General features: G+C 48.0%; 17 protein-coding genes, 1 tRNA gene and 2 riboswitches. Of the genes, 4 read left to right on the top strand and 14 right to left on the bottom strand.

Annotated features, from left to right (window positions below):
* Window positions 1–641: 641 nt before the first annotated feature.
* The 11 genes from A8709_RS20080 to A8709_RS20025 all read right to left on the bottom strand — a co-directional run bounded on the left by A8709_RS20080 (window position 642) and on the right by A8709_RS20025 (window position 11,169).
* A complete protein-coding gene (locus tag A8709_RS20080; protein ID WP_065854454.1) occupies window positions 642–1,892 on the bottom strand; it encodes a serine hydroxymethyltransferase in 1,251 nt (416 codons plus the stop codon).
* Between the two features lie 36 nt (window positions 1,893–1,928).
* The gene (locus A8709_RS20075; RefSeq protein ID WP_065854452.1) at window positions 1,929–2,540 is read right to left on the bottom strand and encodes a TIGR01440 family protein; all 612 of its coding nucleotides are present in this window, start codon (window positions 2,538–2,540) and stop codon (window positions 1,929–1,931) included.
* A gap of 15 nt (window positions 2,541–2,555) precedes the next feature.
* Entirely contained in the window at window positions 2,556–3,014 is a 459-nt protein-coding gene (gene rpiB / locus A8709_RS20070; RefSeq protein ID WP_056611733.1) for a ribose 5-phosphate isomerase B, read from the bottom strand.
* A gap of 104 nt (window positions 3,015–3,118) precedes the next feature.
* Window positions 3,119–3,199: riboswitch (ZMP/ZTP riboswitch) on the bottom strand.
* A gap of 97 nt (window positions 3,200–3,296) precedes the next feature.
* Window positions 3,297–3,869, bottom strand: coding sequence for a low molecular weight protein arginine phosphatase (locus A8709_RS20065; RefSeq protein ID WP_065854450.1), 573 nt, complete (start codon window positions 3,867–3,869; stop codon window positions 3,297–3,299).
* 52 nt (window positions 3,870–3,921) lie between these two features.
* Complete coding sequence (locus tag A8709_RS20060; RefSeq protein WP_065854448.1) at window positions 3,922–4,482, bottom strand: manganese efflux pump MntP; 561 nt, start codon at window positions 4,480–4,482, stop codon at window positions 3,922–3,924.
* Between the two features lie 155 nt (window positions 4,483–4,637).
* Window positions 4,638–5,705, bottom strand: a complete 1,068-nt coding sequence (locus A8709_RS20055) for an L-threonylcarbamoyladenylate synthase (RefSeq protein ID WP_244163266.1) — start codon at window positions 5,703–5,705, stop codon at window positions 4,638–4,640.
* 558 nt (window positions 5,706–6,263) lie between these two features.
* Window positions 6,264–7,079 carry a stage II sporulation protein R gene (gene spoIIR, locus A8709_RS20045; protein ID WP_065854443.1) on the bottom strand — a complete coding sequence of 272 codons (816 nt, stop codon included), beginning with the start codon at window positions 7,077–7,079 and terminating at the stop codon, window positions 6,264–6,266.
* Window positions 7,080–7,267: 188 nt separating this feature from the next.
* Complete coding sequence (gene prmC / locus A8709_RS20040) at window positions 7,268–8,143, bottom strand: peptide chain release factor N(5)-glutamine methyltransferase (protein ID WP_244163265.1); 876 nt, start codon at window positions 8,141–8,143, stop codon at window positions 7,268–7,270.
* Window positions 8,144–8,157: 14 nt separating this feature from the next.
* Window positions 8,158–9,222, bottom strand: coding sequence for a peptide chain release factor 1 (gene prfA, locus A8709_RS20035; protein ID WP_065854439.1), 1,065 nt, complete (start codon window positions 9,220–9,222; stop codon window positions 8,158–8,160).
* 33 nt (window positions 9,223–9,255) lie between these two features.
* On the bottom strand, window positions 9,256–10,356 hold the full coding sequence (gene ychF / locus A8709_RS20030) for a redox-regulated ATPase YchF (protein ID WP_065854437.1): 1,101 nt from the start codon (window positions 10,354–10,356) through the stop codon (window positions 9,256–9,258).
* 78 nt (window positions 10,357–10,434) lie between these two features.
* The gene (locus A8709_RS20025) at window positions 10,435–11,169 is read right to left on the bottom strand and encodes a PilZ domain-containing protein (RefSeq protein ID WP_244163268.1); all 735 of its coding nucleotides are present in this window, start codon (window positions 11,167–11,169) and stop codon (window positions 10,435–10,437) included.
* Window positions 11,170–11,278: 109 nt separating this feature from the next.
* Window positions 11,279–11,367: riboswitch (cyclic di-GMP riboswitch) on the bottom strand.
* Window positions 11,368–11,654: 287 nt separating this feature from the next.
* On the opposite strand from A8709_RS20025, the gene tadA reads away from it, so the two are divergent.
* Window positions 11,655–12,092 carry a tRNA adenosine(34) deaminase TadA gene (gene tadA, locus A8709_RS20020; protein ID WP_056611833.1) on the top strand — a complete coding sequence of 146 codons (438 nt, stop codon included), beginning with the start codon at window positions 11,655–11,657 and terminating at the stop codon, window positions 12,090–12,092.
* 20 nt (window positions 12,093–12,112) lie between these two features.
* On the opposite strand, the gene A8709_RS20015 is transcribed toward tadA, so the two are convergent.
* The 3 genes from A8709_RS20015 to A8709_RS20005 form a co-directional block, all read right to left on the bottom strand.
* Window positions 12,113–12,658, bottom strand: coding sequence for a DUF1697 domain-containing protein (locus tag A8709_RS20015; protein ID WP_065854435.1), 546 nt, complete (start codon window positions 12,656–12,658; stop codon window positions 12,113–12,115).
* Between the two features lie 14 nt (window positions 12,659–12,672).
* Window positions 12,673–13,170, bottom strand: coding sequence for a DUF1648 domain-containing protein (locus tag A8709_RS20010; RefSeq protein ID WP_167357133.1), 498 nt, complete (start codon window positions 13,168–13,170; stop codon window positions 12,673–12,675).
* A gap of 134 nt (window positions 13,171–13,304) precedes the next feature.
* Window positions 13,305–13,670: a hypothetical protein gene (locus A8709_RS20005; RefSeq protein WP_065854431.1), complete on the bottom strand. Its 366-nt coding sequence runs from the start codon at window positions 13,668–13,670 to the stop codon at window positions 13,305–13,307.
* Window positions 13,671–13,861: 191 nt separating this feature from the next.
* Between A8709_RS20005 and A8709_RS20000 the strand changes: the two genes are divergently transcribed.
* The 3 genes from A8709_RS20000 (at window position 13,862) to A8709_RS19990 (ending at window position 15,710) form a co-directional block, all read left to right on the top strand.
* Window positions 13,862–13,935, top strand: a tRNA-Arg gene (locus A8709_RS20000).
* Between the two features lie 166 nt (window positions 13,936–14,101).
* Window positions 14,102–14,356: a hypothetical protein gene (locus A8709_RS19995; protein WP_065854428.1), complete on the top strand. Its 255-nt coding sequence runs from the start codon at window positions 14,102–14,104 to the stop codon at window positions 14,354–14,356.
* Window positions 14,357–14,504: 148 nt separating this feature from the next.
* Window positions 14,505–15,710, top strand: a complete 1,206-nt coding sequence (locus A8709_RS19990; RefSeq protein ID WP_065854426.1) for an MFS transporter — start codon at window positions 14,505–14,507, stop codon at window positions 15,708–15,710.
* Window positions 15,711–15,728 lie beyond the last annotated feature (18 nt).

Genomic DNA, 15,728 nt, shown 5'->3' with positions numbered 1-15,728 from the left:
CGTGCTCCGTGCTCCGTGCTCCGTGCTCCGTGCTCCGTGCTCCGTGCTCCGTGCTCCGTGCTCCACTTCAATTGTGTAAGTATTTACACGAATACACAATCAGTGTAATGTGTTCACCTTGCTGAAAAGTTTCATATTTTCGTAAGATGGTTTGAAGTTTTGGGGATGTGTGATGACACGTGCACCCTCAAACCCGTCTCCTACCACTTCGTCTCATCTGAATGAAACTGGATTTACTCCATTTATTTCGAGCAAGTTTCTCCAATTGGATGGTCTAACGGTAGTTTATTTACTATATAGCTATGAATTTGTTGATATTTGGAAATTTGTTTGATCTGACTTGGCTCCATTGGATTTATCCATTGGAATCACAGATTCAAGAGCTAAATGATCGGTTTCATTGGATTTATCCAGTTGCAGTCTTGAAAAAGGACCCAATTTATACCGATTTCAAGTTTTTGATTGGATTTATCCAATGAAAACCGCTTTTATAGCTTCAAAATACGAATTCTACTGGATTTATCCAATGGCGTGGTGGTAAGTAAGGGGTTGGGTTGGGTTGGGTTGGGTTGGGTTGGGTTGGGTTGGAGCCGAGAACAAAAAAAAGACCAGCTCCAAAGAGCTGGCCCTAACAATTACAATTAGTAAGTCAAACCTGGGTAAAGCGGGTATTGTGCAGTCAAATCGGAAACCATACCGCGCGCTTTTTCAAGCGTAGCTTCGTCTTTCGGGTTTTTCAACGTAAGACCGATGACTTTCGCGATGGTTTGCATAGCTTCAACGCCCATACCACGGGAAGTGACAGCCGGTGTACCCAAGCGTATACCGCTTGTGATGAACGGGCTTTTTGGATCAAAAGGAATCGCGTTTTTGTTCGCTGTAATACCGATTTCATCAAGAACGTGCTCTGCGTCTTTACCCGTGATGTCTAGGTTACGCAAGTCAACCAACATCAAATGGTTATCCGTACCGCCAGAAACAAGGTTGATGCCTTCAGCTGTAAGAGCTGTTGCCAATGCTTGTGCATTGTTAATCACGTTTTGACCGTAAACTTTGAAATCCGGTTGAAGAGCTTCACCGAAGGAAACAGCCTTAGCTGCAATTGTATGCATCAAAGGTCCACCTTGGGAACCAGGGAATACCGCTTTATCAATCGCTGCTGCCCAAGCTTTGCGCGTAAGAATCATACCGCCGCGAGGACCACGAAGCGTTTTGTGTGTTGTAGTTGTTACGAAATGTGCGTGTGGTACTGGGTTCGGGTGCAAGCCAGCTGCAACAAGACCAGCGATATGCGCCATATCGACGAAGAACAATGCGCCTACATCGTTCGCAATGGAAGCCATTGCTTCGAAATCGATCGTACGCGGGTAAGCACTTGCGCCAGCAACTAACATGCGAGGCTTGTTTTTGAAAGCTGCTTTACGAACTTCATCGTAGTCGATGCGGGAATCTGTTTCGCTTACGCCGTAAGCCACGAAGTTGTAAAGAATACCGGAAGCATTCACTGGGCTGCCGTGTGTTAAGTGACCACCATGTGCAAGGTTCATACCTAGTACTGTGTCACCAGGGTTTAGAGCTGCTAAGTAAACAGCCATGTTTGCTTGTGCACCGGAATGCGGTTGAACGTTCGCGTGCTCAGCACCGAAAAGCTCTTTCGCACGATCGCGAGCGATGTCTTCCACGATGTCAACGTACTCACAGCCACCGTAGAATCTTTTGCCTGGGTAGCCTTCTGCGTATTTGTTCGTAAGGACCGTACCCATTGCTTCAAGAACGGCTTGGCTTACGATGTTCTCGGAAGCGATTAGCTCAATTTTGTCACGTTGACGGCCTAGCTCAAGGTTCATAGCTTCAACGATTTTCGGATCTTGCTTGCTCAAAAAGTTTGTCATAGGGAATTCCTCCTAAAGGTGGTATTTACAAATAAATTAGCAATCTGCATCAGGTGCAGCTTGTTGATAACGTTGTTCCGCATCAGCAGCGGAGTAGACAGCCCTTGTACCACCGATTAGCTTCGGCCGAGCAAAAGCCATCGTGACATAAGCCTGGCCAATATGGCGCACTGGCGGTCTTACCGGAACGGCGACTCTGCGCAGATGCATGCCGATCAGCGTAGAGCCAATATCGATGCCCGCATGCGCCTGAATCATCTCGACAACGACTGGCTTCGCGAAATGTCGGTACGCGTAGGAAGCCATCGAGCCCCCGGCCTTCGGCACAGGGATCACCGAGACGGGTTCAAGCTGAGGCGCTAGCGCCAGCAGCTCTTCTTCAACAACGAGCGCACGATTCAGGTGCTCACAGCACTGGTACGCCGCATGCAACCCGAACTCGCTGCAGATGCGCGCTACCGTCTCGTAAATCGGCTTCGCTGCATCCAGCGTGCCTGATGTCCCAATCCGATGCCCGAGAATTTCACTCGTGCTCGTGCCAATGACTAGAATGTTCCCGGGGCGCAGCTCGCCAACCTGGACCAACTCCCGCAGGTTTGCTTCTACCGCAACCGCTGCTGCTATAGGGTCAAATAGTGAATCACTCATTGGGCTCCCTCATTTCTAGGGATGTACCGTGAAGCGATCTTCGATGCTCTGCACTTTGTTAATACGATTCTTGTGGCGGACACCTTCAGAGAACTCAGTTTCCAACCAAATTTTGACGATTTCTTCCGCAACGCCAGGTCCAACAACTCGCTCACCCATCGCTAGCACGTTCGTATCATTATGTTCGCGTGTTGCCTTCGCTGAGAAGAGATCGTGTACAAGCGCACAGCGGATCCCCGGAACTTTATTCGCGGCAATGGACATCCCGATGCCTGTTCCGCAAAGGAGAATTCCTTTGTCAGCTTCTCCCGAAACCACTTTTTCGCAAACTTGAAGTGCATAATCTGGATAATCGACGGAGTCGCCGCAGCTGCATCCGAAATCGATAACTTGATGACCTAAAGATTCAATAAAAGGAATGATTACATCTTTCAAACGGTAGCCTGCGTGATCTGCGCCTAAAGCAATTTTCATGAATAAAACGCTCCTTTTTGACTGTTCGAATTCGACCATCCTATTATATCCCAAAGCTCACCAAAAACGAAAAAAAGAGCGCACACGCGAAAAACCGCGCGTTGCTCTTTTGCCCAGGCGACCGGCCGTATAGCTCAATGCTCCATTGTGGTTACTCCCACTCGTCGCCAGTTACATTGAGTCTTGCTTGTTAGTTGTATTTTATCGCATTCCCACCGATGTGTAAAGCTATATTAGCCTATCCCTTTGCAGGGAACAGCGTTCAAGGTACACACTAGGGTTTTATCGTATTTTTTTCACCAATTTATCTAAGCTCTTATTAATCTCTTCGGCTGTATACCGATAATCGGCCAACGAACCGCCATAGGGATCGGAAATATCGTAATCTGGGATCGTATTTTCCAACATATACATACGGCTTCTTTCTTCCACTGATACCGTTTGGGACAGCGCCTGTTTGAGCTGAAGCTCCGTTGCGAGCTGTTCGCGCTCTTCAATCGCCTTGAGAATTCGAGCATCGTCCTCGACATACTCTTTGAGCGTAAAGGTCTTCTCGATCGCCTGCGAAAAGCGCTGAATAACCGTACGTTTATGCCCTGTCGTCATCGTGAGAATCAGATCGGCCCAATCGACATCTGCAGCGCCAATCGCTAGAGAGCTTATGGATTCTTTGAAGCCCGCTTCATGAAGAAGCGACTGACTATTTCTCGAAATGGGACCACCCGTCATCGCAGATACACCTGCCGAACGAACCTCCGCCGCAAGCCCCTCTTGATGCACCCTCATACGCAGCAAACCTTCAGCTAACGGACTGCGGCACGTATTTCCTGTACAGACAAATAGAATTCGCAACATGAAATCCTCCCTGAACTAAACGGCTGCACCGTCGATAATTACGTCTATTGTATCATAGTAAAAACTTGATCCCAAACCCCAATAGGATGAGACCACCGAAAGCTTCGCCGTATTCTCCCACCCAACCGCTGACTCGCCTGCCGAGCATAAGACCCGCAATCGAAAGCAAACCGCCGAATAAACCGAAGATCAACACAGTTAACACGATATCCGATGCGAACATCCCCAAAGACACGCCCACAGAGAACGAATCAATACTTACACTTAGCGCAAAAATGGTTAGCCCCCACAAAGTCCGATGATCGAAGGAGCTGGCTTCCTCCCCGCGTACCGAGCTATACACCATATGGGCTCCTAGTAAAATAAGCAAACATCCCCCTGCAGCCGTAGCCACATTTCCCAGAAGGAGGGAGACATATTGCCCCATAAACATCCCCATCAGCGGCATTAACACGTGAAAAATGCCGATGACTACGCTAATTTTCAAAATATCCAGCAGACGAATACCCTTCATTCCGATGCCAATACCTAATGAAAAAGCATCTAGGCCCAAAGCAATCGCCATTATTCCAATTGTCATGAGTTGCCCAACTTGTACCCCGGATGCGAGCATAGCACGATCCCCCTTGTCCACGATTCTTTCTCAAGATATGCGGACAAACTGGGAATCATGCTAATGAGAAAAAACGGCTACGCTGTCCTACTTGGACGGTAGCGTTTATCCAGAAATATAAGACAATTCAGTGCGTGAAACTTATAAGTCTTTACTTAGAGACGTATCCGCTGATGTCCTGCTGCTTTCAGCAGTCGATTCATAATGGCGCGGCCAATACCGGACTCGGGAACACCTTCTGCCACAATATAACTAATGCCTTTATGATCAAAATCCCGCAAAGCCGCATAGAGCTCCCGTGCAATCGTCTCCGGTCTAGCTAAAGATCCACAAGCGAGAACAAGATCAGCCCGATACTTCCCCACGCTTTCTTCAAAAGTAAGCACACCCGTCGATTCGCCACGCGCTTTGGCGGCATCAACATCGCTTTGAATCCGAGCCGATACTTCGTTCTCGTCATCCCCTTGAACAATATGCATATACCCCTTCGGGGCGTAATGGGTGTACTTCATGCCAGGTGCACGAGGTGTATCCGCAGCTTCAACTTCTTCATGATCAGTGGCATGCAGTCGAATATCCGGTAAAACGGATTGCAACTGCTCCGCCGTCACACCACCTGGTCTTAACACATATAACTCGCCATCTACAAGCTGGATAACCGTCGATTCCACCCCAACACCCGTTGCACCGCGGTCTACAATCCCGCCAATTTTGCCGTCCAAATCATCATGCACATGTGCTGCTAAGGTTGGACTGGGTCGGCCTGAGCTATTCGCGCTTGGCGCCGCAATGGGCAAACCCGATTCCCTTAGCAGTTGCAAGGCAATAGGATGATCGGGTATACGAATACCGACCGTTTGAAGCCCCGCCGTGACCAACGGCGAAAGGCTACCTGCGATGACAGGTAGCACAATGGTTAAAGGTCCCGGCCAAAAGGCCTTCATCAGTATACGATGGTGAGATGTCAGCGATCCTGCTTGGACAAGGCTTCCGAGCTGCTCAGCATCAGCGATATGAACAATTAGCGGGTTGTCCGAGGGGCGCCCTTTCGCAGCAAAAATCTGCTTCACCGCTGCCGTATTGGTCGCGTCCGCACCCAGTCCGTACACCGTCTCGGTAGGAAAAGCGACCGTGTCCCCTTGCTGCAAGAGAAGCGCTGCTTCTGATATATGCTGTGCGATTTCACGCTCATCGCCATGCTGTACGTTCCAGTACCTAGTCACGATCACTCTCATCCTTACTTCTATGAAATTCGAATTATCTTTCGCGTAGATATTCGATAACCAATTCGATTTGAAATAATCTTCTATTATTTCGACCCATGTGCGTTAAGCTGCAACCTGTCATCTATCATCCAACCATATAATACAAGTTGAAACCTAATATCTATCTGACCCATATGATTTGACAACAGCCATCTATCCATCGACCACTGTTACCAGTTGTGAGAAAGACTGTGGAAACCTGCAAATATGCAGTTTTTTAGCGATGATTTGCATCAATTAAGGGAAATACCTGCGAAAATGCAGGCTTTTATTGCGAATTCCCTCGTAATCCGATATATCTGCAGTATTTCCAGCACAATCGCAGGAATATCTATTTCAAAGGGGGATCTGTCGTATAAAGATGTAGATTTGCAGTTTTTTGGGGATTATCTGGCAAGACAGAAGGCATTACTGCACAAGAAACGAGACATAAAACACAAACACAAGACACAAGCTCCAAACTCAAGACTTCGTAAATATGCATCCAATTAAGTTGACTTCACTATCTAAATTCCCTTAACTAAACCACGAGAAGATCTTCTTAATCATTTCCCAGATGAAGAACTTCACCTGTGGTTGTTGAGCTTGCTCAGATGGCACTGCTGCCACTTCTTGCACATTAGCATCTGTATCTTTCGCAGTAACTTTCTCTTTGGCAGCTGCTTTATCTTTCGTAGCTCCCGTATCTTGGGCAGTTACTTCGTTTTTCTTTTTCGCAGTTGGTGATTCACTAGCTTTGCTTTTTGCATCCTTGACGGGCTTCTCCTTGCCGTTCTCATCCGTAGTTTTAGCTACGACAACGGCAGCCGAAGCAACCGCTTCACCGGATACGGAGTCTACAAAACATAACGGCGGAAACAGCACGCACCACCAGTTCTGACCTTCACCCGAACCAATGACAACACGCAATGCTTCATAGTCACCTGCTGGGTAGACGTCATCTCCGTACATTTTCGTAGGAAAAGGAACTACTCCGAGCTCGACCGTATGCGGATAGGAGTAGCCACGTGCCTCTATCATTTGCCCAACTAGGACATCGAATTCAGGCAAATGTGCCTTCACTACAGCTCTCGCTTCATCCAAAGAATGCGGTCCAACGACCCACTCCTGCATACGAGCAATAATAGCATCGCGAATCTCGCGTTTCAGCGCTTGGTCTTGGGCAGAATCGGAATTTGCTAGAATACGCAAACGAATGGATTCCTCCGGTATTTTAGGCGTAATCACCGCCGCGTTCGTACGATTAGATTCCCAACACATAATCATAAGTATAAGTGCAAAAGAAATGAATAATAAACTCTTAAATGATTGGCGCTCTGTTCTCTTAACCATGGAGAGTAGCCCCTTTCCAATCTCTTATAATACTAACCAGTATGGACAAGAGTGGGTGGGGCTAAACCTATGAATCTATGATAATTTTTAAAATAATAGAGTTGATAGAGTCGCTAGAGTCGGTAGCTAGGTTTGTCTTACTCAACTACTGCTACTCAAAGAATAAGCCGATGATCTCCGACCATCGGCTAGAGATCGGTGCGGATCGCGATCACATGGCGATCGATCCCCTGGAGATCCTGCACGAAGCGGATCTCCGTCCAGTCGGCGACGGCGCGCAGCAACGCCGCAACGGCCTCCGCCTGCCCGATGCCCACCTCGAACCCGACCACAGTCGGGATTCGTGGCAGCCGGGGCAGCTGCGAGATCATCCGGCGGTACAGGTCGAGTCCCTCGACACCGCCGAATAATGCGGTGTGCGGCTCGAACAGCCGCACCTCGGGCATCAGCGCTGGCAGGTCGCCATCCGGGATATATGGTGGGTTCGACACCAGAATATCCGGCGCGAGCCCGCGCTCGATATAAGGCTCGAGAAGGTCGCCCTCGAGCCACTCCACACGCGCAGCCACATCGTGGCGCTGCGCATTCTCACGAGCCATCTCCAGCGCTGCCGCGGAGATGTCGCTGGCCGCCACGCGCCACGTAGGGCGCGCGTGCGCAATACTAACCGGGATGATACCACTCCCGGTGCCTACATCCGCAAGCAGCGGAGCGCCTTGCGGGAACAGACGCGAGCCCTCGTGGAGCAACGCTTCCACGAGCAGCTCGGTCTCCGGCCGCGGGATCAACACGGCCGGCCCAACCTTAAACGGAAGGCCGAAGAAATCCTGCTCACCGGTGATGTACTGCACCGGCTCGCCCGCGGCCTTCCTTGCCACTAGCTGGTCCCACGTGGCGACCAGCTCTTCCGGCATCGGCTCCTGCCACCAGCGGAACAGGAGCTCCGTCCGACTGCAGCCGCCGAGCAAGTGCTGAAGCAGCAACTCCGTGCAAGACGAAGCCTCCGCGACGCCTTGCGCCCCTAAAAAAGAAGAAGCCTTCACAAAGGCTTCTCTCACAGTCATACTCCTAGTCGTCATTACATCGCCTCTAGGGCATCGGATTGTGCAGCAATCGTTAGTGCTGACACAATTTCCGCCATATCGCCGTTCAACACCGTTTCCAAACGGTGTAACGTCAAGCCGATACGGTGATCGGTAATCCGGCTTTGCGGGAAGTTGTAGGTACGAATACGCTCTGAACGGTCGCCCGTTCCGACTTTCGTTTTACGCTCGCCGGCATATTTCGCTTCTTCCTCTTCACGCAATTTATCTGAAATCCGCGTACGAAGTACGCGAAGCGCTGACTCTTTGTTGGAGTTTTGCGATTTACCATCCTGACAAGTAGCGACGATACCCGTTGGTACGTGGGTTACACGCACAGCGGATTTCGTTGTATTAACGGACTGACCGCCCGCTCCACTGGAACAGAACGTATCTACGCGAATATCCGCATCGTGGATCACGATTTCTACATCTTCTGCCTCTGGCATAACAACAACCGTCGACGTGGAAGTGTGGATCCGTCCACCGGATTCCGTTACTGGAATACGTTGTACACGGTGCGCACCGCTCTCAAACTTAAGTTTGCTATAAGCACCTTTACCTGTAATCATGAAAATAATCTCTTTGAATCCGCCCAAATCATTCACGGACGCATCCAGAATTTCTGTTCTCCATCCTTGTGCATCTGCATAACGCGTATACATCCGGTAGAGATCGCCTGCGAACAGTGCAGCCTCGTCGCCGCCTGCCGCTCCGCGAATTTCCACGATGACGTTCTTGTCATCGTTCGGATCTTTCGGCATCATCAGGATGCGGAGATGTTCTTCAAGTTTAGCGGATTGCTCGCTAAGCTCCTCGATCTCCATTTTAACCATTTCACGCATCTCATCATCCAGCTTCTCGTTCTGCATCACTTTCGCATCAGCAAGTTGCTCGCTCACGCTCTTATATTCGTTATAAGCATCGTAAGCTTCCTGAAGATCAGATTGCTCTTTGGAATACTCTCTTAGTTTCTTCGTATCACTCGTTACATCCGGGTCACACAATAACTCGCTTAGTTTGTCATAGCGGTCCACAATGGACTGAAGTCGATCCAACATAGGGGATCACTCCTTTCTAATTTTTATAATTAATTAAACGTTGAAACGGAAATGCATAACGTCGCCGTCATTCACCACGTACTCTTTACCTTCAAGACGCACTTGGCCTTTTTCCTTCGCACCAGCCATGGATCCTGCAGCGGACAAATCGTTGTACGACACAACTTCCGCACGAATGAATCCACGTTCGAAATCCGTATGAATCACGCCAGCCGCTTGAGGCGCTTTGGTTCCTTTACGAATTGTCCAAGCTCTAACTTCCTGCACACCAGCTGTGAAATACGTGTACAAACCTAGCTTTCTATAAGCTGCTTTGATCAATCTATTCAAGCCGGACTCTTGAAGTCCCAACTCTTCCAGGAACATGGCTTTTTCTTCATCTTCCAGCTCAGCAATTTCGGATTCGACCTTCGCGCTAATGGAAACGACTTCGTTGTTTTCTTTCTCAGCGAATTCCTTCACAATTTTAACGTATGCATTGTCGTCTGCTGTTGCAACTTCATCTTCACTCACGTTTGCCGCGTAAAGCACTGGCTTCATCGTTAGCAAATGAAGATCGCGAACCAGAAGACGCTCATCATCGGACAAATCCAAGCTGCGTGCTGGCATATCATTATATAAGGCTTCTTTGATACGTTCCAAACACTCAACCTCAGCTACCACTTTCTTGTCGCCGCCTTTGAGGTTTTTACGTGAACGCTCGATCTTTTTATCAACCGACTCAATATCTGCCAAAATCAATTCAAGATTAATCGTCTCGATGTCGCCAATCGGATCGACTTTCCCAGAAACGTGAGTAATATTATCATCCTCAAAACAACGAACAACATGCACAATCGCATCAACTTCACGGATGTGTGCTAGAAATTTATTTCCAAGGCCTTCACCTTTGCTCGCACCTTTAACCAAACCCGCAATGTCAACGAATTCGAAGGCCGTCGGCACGATGCTCTTAGGCACAACGATTTCCACCAGCTTCTGCAATCTCTCGTCTGGTACTTCTACTACCCCAACATTCGGATCGATCGTACAGAACGGATAATTCGCAGATTCTGCCCCCGCCTGTGTAATTGCATTAAACAATGTCGATTTTCCTACGTTCGGTAGACCGACGATACCTGCTTTCAAAGCCATTGTCGTTACAACTCCTTAATTTTCGAAAATCATCCTTCTTATTATATAGTACTTGGAGGGCAAAAAAAAGCCTGCAAGCTACTGATTCGCCGCAGACTTTTTTTCCATTGCTTTTTTGAACTCTTCATCCCGCTTCTGTTCGAAGTACGTTTGGATCTGATTTCGCAGAATAAACCCCCGTAATGTATTGCTTTGTTCCATCGGGATGGTTTCGAAGCCGGCTCCATAATAATAGGTGTCCTCGAGCTTCTCTTTCCTTATAATTTCCAACATACACGGCATTTCAAAGCTTAAATCCAACTCCACTTGCAGCAGGCACTTCTTATGCAGAATAGCATCAATCATGGAATTATCATTAATCGTAAAGCCGAGTCCGTTCATGGATATATTTTTAATCGATATTTGAATAGGATTTTCAAGCTGATGCTGTTCTTTTTGTTGGACATTTTGAAAGCCCATAATCTGTCCCAGGTTTTTCACTTCTACCCGCGGGAACTCCCGCTTCTCCGAGAACTTCCTGCGATTCTCAGGCGGATTAATGACAATCAGCGAACCTGGCTCTTTGGCGACAACCGTCGTGTCGAGAACGAATAGGCCCGATTTGGTGTACATGGTTACTTTCACTTTATCGCCAAGCAGAAATACATCATACTCCGGCAACTCGATCTCCATGATATCGCCCTGCGCATAGGTCAGAATACCTGTAGACACGAAATCATCCTTGGCAAGGACAGTTCTGCTGTTGATTAATACCTCCGCATCGTATCCTTCTTTGCTCCCATACCTCTTCAAAACATCCTGCTTCATGGTCATGCTCACCAGCACCTCTCCTCTACCGAGGGATTCCCAAGAGCTTTTCTGCACAAAATAGACTGCCCCCACAAAGGGACAGCCTATCACCTCAATCAATAAAGCATCGATTTTCGGTAACCAGGCTGCCATAGTTCGTAAAAGAACCGTAGACCCTCAGCTTTGCGTCCTTGCCTTTCAGCAAGTTTGCCATTGTCGAACCCTGCTATGTCATTTATATGTTTGCACTCGTTCGTTCCTGTTTATGGTCTAAAAGACCCACTGTTATACCCATTATACGTAGCCTAGGTACTTCTTTCAACTAAAATCCTTGCAACGATTATGTTTTTATTGTATGAATGTGTAGTGGAATGAATATCCACAGGTTTATAAGTTATCCACATTGTTATCCACAGATTGTTAACAACGAATATTCGTTCGGATATTTATACACATGTGGATAGACTATTATTGCGAGGTGTCCCCCTGTGGATGAACATATTCCCTGGATGAGAGAAGCGATCGGCGAGGCGCTCAAAGCCGAAGCGATTCGCGAAGTGCCGATCGGCGCAGTCGTCGTCCATCAAGGTCAGATTATTGGCCGCGGCTATAATTTACGCGAAACAACCTTAGATCCTCTCGCGCATGCAGAGATGATTGCCATTAAGCAAGCTAGCGAGCATTTGCAAGCGTGGCGCCTATTGGACTGCCAACTCTATGTGACGTTGGAGCCTTGTCCGATGTGTGCAGGTGCTATCGTGCAGGCACGGGTTCCGCAGGTGATCTACGGGACTGTCGATCCGAAGGCAGGCTGTGCGGGCACGTTGATGAACTTACTGCAGGAGGACCGGTTCAATCACCGGGTCGATGTGGTTAGCGGCGTTTTGCAGGAGGAGTGTTCGACGATGTTGACGCAGTTTTTCCGAAAATTGCGCGGCAAGGCTTAAAGTTTAGTTGTATCTAGCTTTCAAGTCTGCTGTAACGCTTCCGCTAGCTCTACGAGCTTACTCATCGTATTCCAATTGCGTGTTGTCGCTTGATCGCCAAGCTTCTGAATGTTACTAGCCAACTTCGAGTCCAATACACTTTGGCGAAAAAGGAAATAAATCGTACCGCCCCGTATCTGAAATTCGTCCACATCGCTTTGCCCTTTGGCTAAGATGTCGGCGAACGACTGCGGGGCTTCTTCCGTTAGGACGGATATTTGAATGCTCTCCCCTTCGGATAAAGCATCTGCGTCATAGGGGCATTCCGCTACGAGTCTCGTCAGCTCCGCTGCGGTACGCAAAATAACCGTTGGCGCCACGCCGACAGCTTCGCTGATTGATTTTTCAATGCGAGGCCTTAGTGACTCCACCGCCTCATTAGATACGAACAACACATTGCCGCTTTGCAAATATGTCTGCACTTGCGTAAGTCCAACTGCCTCCAACGTCTTTTTCAAATCGGCCATCTTAATCTTGTTCTTCCCACCTACATTAATCCCACGCAGGAAACCCACATAAACTGTCATGTACGACATCCTCCTTATCTTAATTTAAACGAACGAACGATGAAGAAAACGATCGTGCCCAGCATAACCACTACGAGCAAGCCCAAAACCCATAGATTTAGATCAAGCGTGCCTTCTTTCGCACTATGTAGGATGCTCCATTCGATGAATCCGAATAAAACGACTATCACCGTCTTCAAACAGTTGATAAATAATCGGGCATTCTGGTATTGCCCTGGTGCGTTGGCCTCTGTAATTTGGGACGGATAATTAAATACATGAGGCACTTTACCAAGAAGTGATAAACCAACGTAAATGATGATGCCTATAACGGGAATCGGAATCAGGCTCCATTTATTTCCCCAACCGTCGATATTCCCTTTAGCGTCAAAATGCATCGGAATCCGCTCCGGCAAGCCCTGCCATTCGTAAGCTGCATAGGCAATCATGCTGATAATTACCAAGAGGCAGATCGCATCTAGGGCTGTTTCAGTTTTGGTTCTAGGAAGTTGAATCACGGGACGTTTCTCCATGTCGCACCTGCCTTCATTCATTTTTTATTATAATGCCATGAATGGGTTTTCCCGTAAAATAAATAATGCCCTCGATATCTCCTATACGGAGAGATCAGGGGCTGGCCATCACTATCTTCTTCAATCGAGTAGGATCAATCTTCATCCTCATAGTCTTCATCTTCATCTTCATCTTCTTCATAGCCTTCATCTTCAAAATCTTCTTCATAGTCTTCTTCATAATCTTCATCTTCCACGAAGTCTTCACTAAGTGCTTCCGCTTGCTCACTTAACTCTTCGGCTTGCAGCTGAAGTGCTGCCGCTTCTAATTCTAGTTCGGCACCCAAGTTTTCCAGTTCCTCACCAGAATTGATGAGGTTATCGCCAAGCGAGTCCAACTGATCGCCTAGCGTTTCGAGATTCGTCGTAATAGGATTCATCGCTGTCGTGACTTGCTCAAGTCCAGCAGCATGCTCGGTTTCCTCACCTGATGAGAATAAACTTCTTAGCCAATTCCACATAGATACCCCTCCTCACATTAATCTTAATACCCGCTAAATTATTAGTAAAAATTTTCCTAATTTTGATTTTAGCCTATGAAACCGAGAACTGTATATACCAAAAAATAAAAAAGTCAAATTTCGTCGACAGAAATTTGACCACCCAAAAGATTGCGCCATAAAAAGCTTCATGCTATCATAAACCTTACTATGCGCCCGTAGCTCAGCAGGATAGAGCAACAGTTTCCTAAACTGTAGGTCGTACGTTCGAATCGTATCGGGCGCGTATATAAGAACTTACATTCCTTGAACAACCACTCTATCTTAGCGAAGAGTGGTTTTTGTATTCTTTTAACCTGCAACATGATACAAACCTGAACTCTTTATTCGTGCCACGCTAGGGTAGGTGACGCACTCCAACATAGAAACTAAGATCTTGGAGGAGGATCACGATGCAATTTGACTATTTGCTGCGCGTTATTATCGCTGGTATTTGCGGTGCGCTGATTGGCTATGACGGACAACTTCAGCAGCTCCTTGAAGAGAAGAAAATCACCATACTGAGCTTTCAAGTCGAGGTTCAGGGAGATGACTCCGATGATATTGCGCTGGAGATGACGGTCCGATTTCCCGCTTCTTATCGTGCGGATCAACTGCTGACTCTCGTACAAGAAGCCGCTTTCGTTAAAGCCATAGAGCTGAGGTAACCTTATTTCAGCGGGGTGCGAGCAATCCTACGATGTCATTGCCAAGAGTCACAAGTGACCTATATAATAATCAAAAAGGGATTACAACTTCAGGTTGGCAATCCCTTTCTTTGCTATGGATTTACATTCGAAAGGAGTGCTCACTCCGATGACAACACGCGCTATTTCCTCCTATCGCATTCCGCTCTTTTGCGCGGTGACCATGCTGTTCTGGATGTCGATGTACACCAGCGTTCCCATTATGGCACCCTACGTAGAATTCCTTGGCGGCAGCCACCAGCTCGCTGGATGGATTGTCGGTATGTACGGCATCTCGCAAATGCTGCTGCGCATACCGGTCGGTATCATGTCCGATCGCTTTCATAAAAGAAGGCTGTTCATCACCTTCGGTCTTCTCTTCACCGCAATTACGGGACTCGGGCTGTGGTTCACGCACGATTTCACGTGGATCTTGATCTTACGTGCTCTTGCAGGAGCTGCTGCTGCAACTTGGGTTGATTTTACGGTGCTATTCACAAGCTATTACAAGCATGAAGAGTCTACGAAGGCGATTGGAACGATCTCTTTTTTTAACTCGCTGGGGCAAGTATTAGGCATCTTGAGTGCAGGTTGGGCGGCAGATAGACTCGGGTGGGAATCGGTGTTCATCCTCGGTGCTATCCTTGGTCTCTTGGGCATGATCGGGTCGTTCTTCCTCATCGAAAAAGTTGAAAGAGACGCGCCCAAGATTACCCTGCGCGGTATCGGAAACGTAGCGACAGATCGCACGCTATTATTCGTTTCTTTGCTCGCTATTCTATCGCAGGTGCTCATCTTCGCTACGGTATTTGGCTTCACGCCTGTGTATGCAACGCAGCTCGGAGCAGACAAATTCTCGCTCTCCCTGCTGTCTCTATTCGCTAACGTGCCCGTTGCGCTCGCCTCCTTGTTCGGTGGACGACGATGGTCGATCCGTTACGGGGAGAAACGTATGGTTGTGGCCGGCTTCCTGCTCATGGGTATCTTCACTTTTACAGTACCATTCACACATCATCTATGGATCCTTATGGTAACCCAGGCATTAGCCGGCTTCGGTCGCGGGCTTTCGTTCACCTTGCTCATGGGCATGAGCATTAAGCATATGTCTGCAGATAAGCGGGCGACAGCGATGGGCTTTTTCCAAGCCATATATGGCCTTGGTATGTTCATCGGACCGGTGCTGATGGGGATCATCGGCGATCATTTCTCGCTGAATGAAGGCTTTATTGTACTCGGCATACTTGGTGTTGCAAGTGCATTACTCTCATATTTATTCGTTCAAAGCTCAACGAAACAAAAACCCTTGCCATCTAACAAGTCGACAATAGCGCAATAAGAAAAAGAGTGAATCTCA

Origin of the sequence: Paenibacillus pectinilyticus (genome assembly GCF_001700435.1) — a bacterium.
GTDB classification, from domain to species: Bacteria; Bacillota; Bacilli; order Paenibacillales; family NBRC-103111; genus Paenibacillus_E; species Paenibacillus_E pectinilyticus.
The sequence above is the reverse complement of the archived record's forward strand: the minus strand, read 5'-3'. Positions and strand labels throughout refer to the sequence as shown.

Bases quoted from the DNA above. Each gene is read 5' to 3' on its own strand.
- A8709_RS20080 (WP_065854454.1), bottom strand. From the start codon at position 1,892: ATGACAAACTTTTTGAGCAAGCAAGATCCGAAAATCGTTGAAGCTATG.
- A8709_RS20075 (WP_065854452.1), bottom strand. From the start codon at position 2,540: ATGAGTGATTCACTATTTGACCCTATAGCAGCAGCGGTTGCGGTAGAA.
- rpiB (WP_056611733.1), bottom strand. From the start codon at position 3,014: ATGAAAATTGCTTTAGGCGCAGATCACGCAGGCTACCGTTTGAAAGAT.
- A8709_RS20065 (WP_065854450.1), bottom strand. From the start codon at position 3,869: ATGTTGCGAATTCTATTTGTCTGTACAGGAAATACGTGCCGCAGTCCG.
- A8709_RS20060 (WP_065854448.1), bottom strand. From the start codon at position 4,482: ATGCTCGCATCCGGGGTACAAGTTGGGCAACTCATGACAATTGGAATA.
- spoIIR (WP_065854443.1), bottom strand. From the start codon at position 7,079: ATGGTTAAGAGAACAGAGCGCCAATCATTTAAGAGTTTATTATTCATT.
- prmC (WP_244163265.1), bottom strand. From the start codon at position 8,143: ATGACTGTGAGAGAAGCCTTTGTGAAGGCTTCTTCTTTTTTAGGGGCG.
- prfA (WP_065854439.1), bottom strand. From the start codon at position 9,222: ATGTTGGATCGACTTCAGTCCATTGTGGACCGCTATGACAAACTAAGC.
- ychF (WP_065854437.1), bottom strand. From the start codon at position 10,356: ATGGCTTTGAAAGCAGGTATCGTCGGTCTACCGAACGTAGGAAAATCG.
- A8709_RS20025 (WP_244163268.1), bottom strand. From the start codon at position 11,169: ATGACCATGAAGCAGGATGTTTTGAAGAGGTATGGGAGCAAAGAAGGA.
- tadA (WP_056611833.1), top strand. From the start codon at position 11,655: ATGAGAGAAGCGATCGGCGAGGCGCTCAAAGCCGAAGCGATTCGCGAA.
- A8709_RS20015 (WP_065854435.1), bottom strand. From the start codon at position 12,658: ATGACAGTTTATGTGGGTTTCCTGCGTGGGATTAATGTAGGTGGGAAG.
- A8709_RS20010 (WP_167357133.1), bottom strand. From the start codon at position 13,170: ATGGAGAAACGTCCCGTGATTCAACTTCCTAGAACCAAAACTGAAACA.
- A8709_RS20005 (WP_065854431.1), bottom strand. From the start codon at position 13,670: ATGTGGAATTGGCTAAGAAGTTTATTCTCATCAGGTGAGGAAACCGAG.
- A8709_RS19995 (WP_065854428.1), top strand. From the start codon at position 14,102: ATGCAATTTGACTATTTGCTGCGCGTTATTATCGCTGGTATTTGCGGT.
- A8709_RS19990 (WP_065854426.1), top strand. From the start codon at position 14,505: ATGACAACACGCGCTATTTCCTCCTATCGCATTCCGCTCTTTTGCGCG.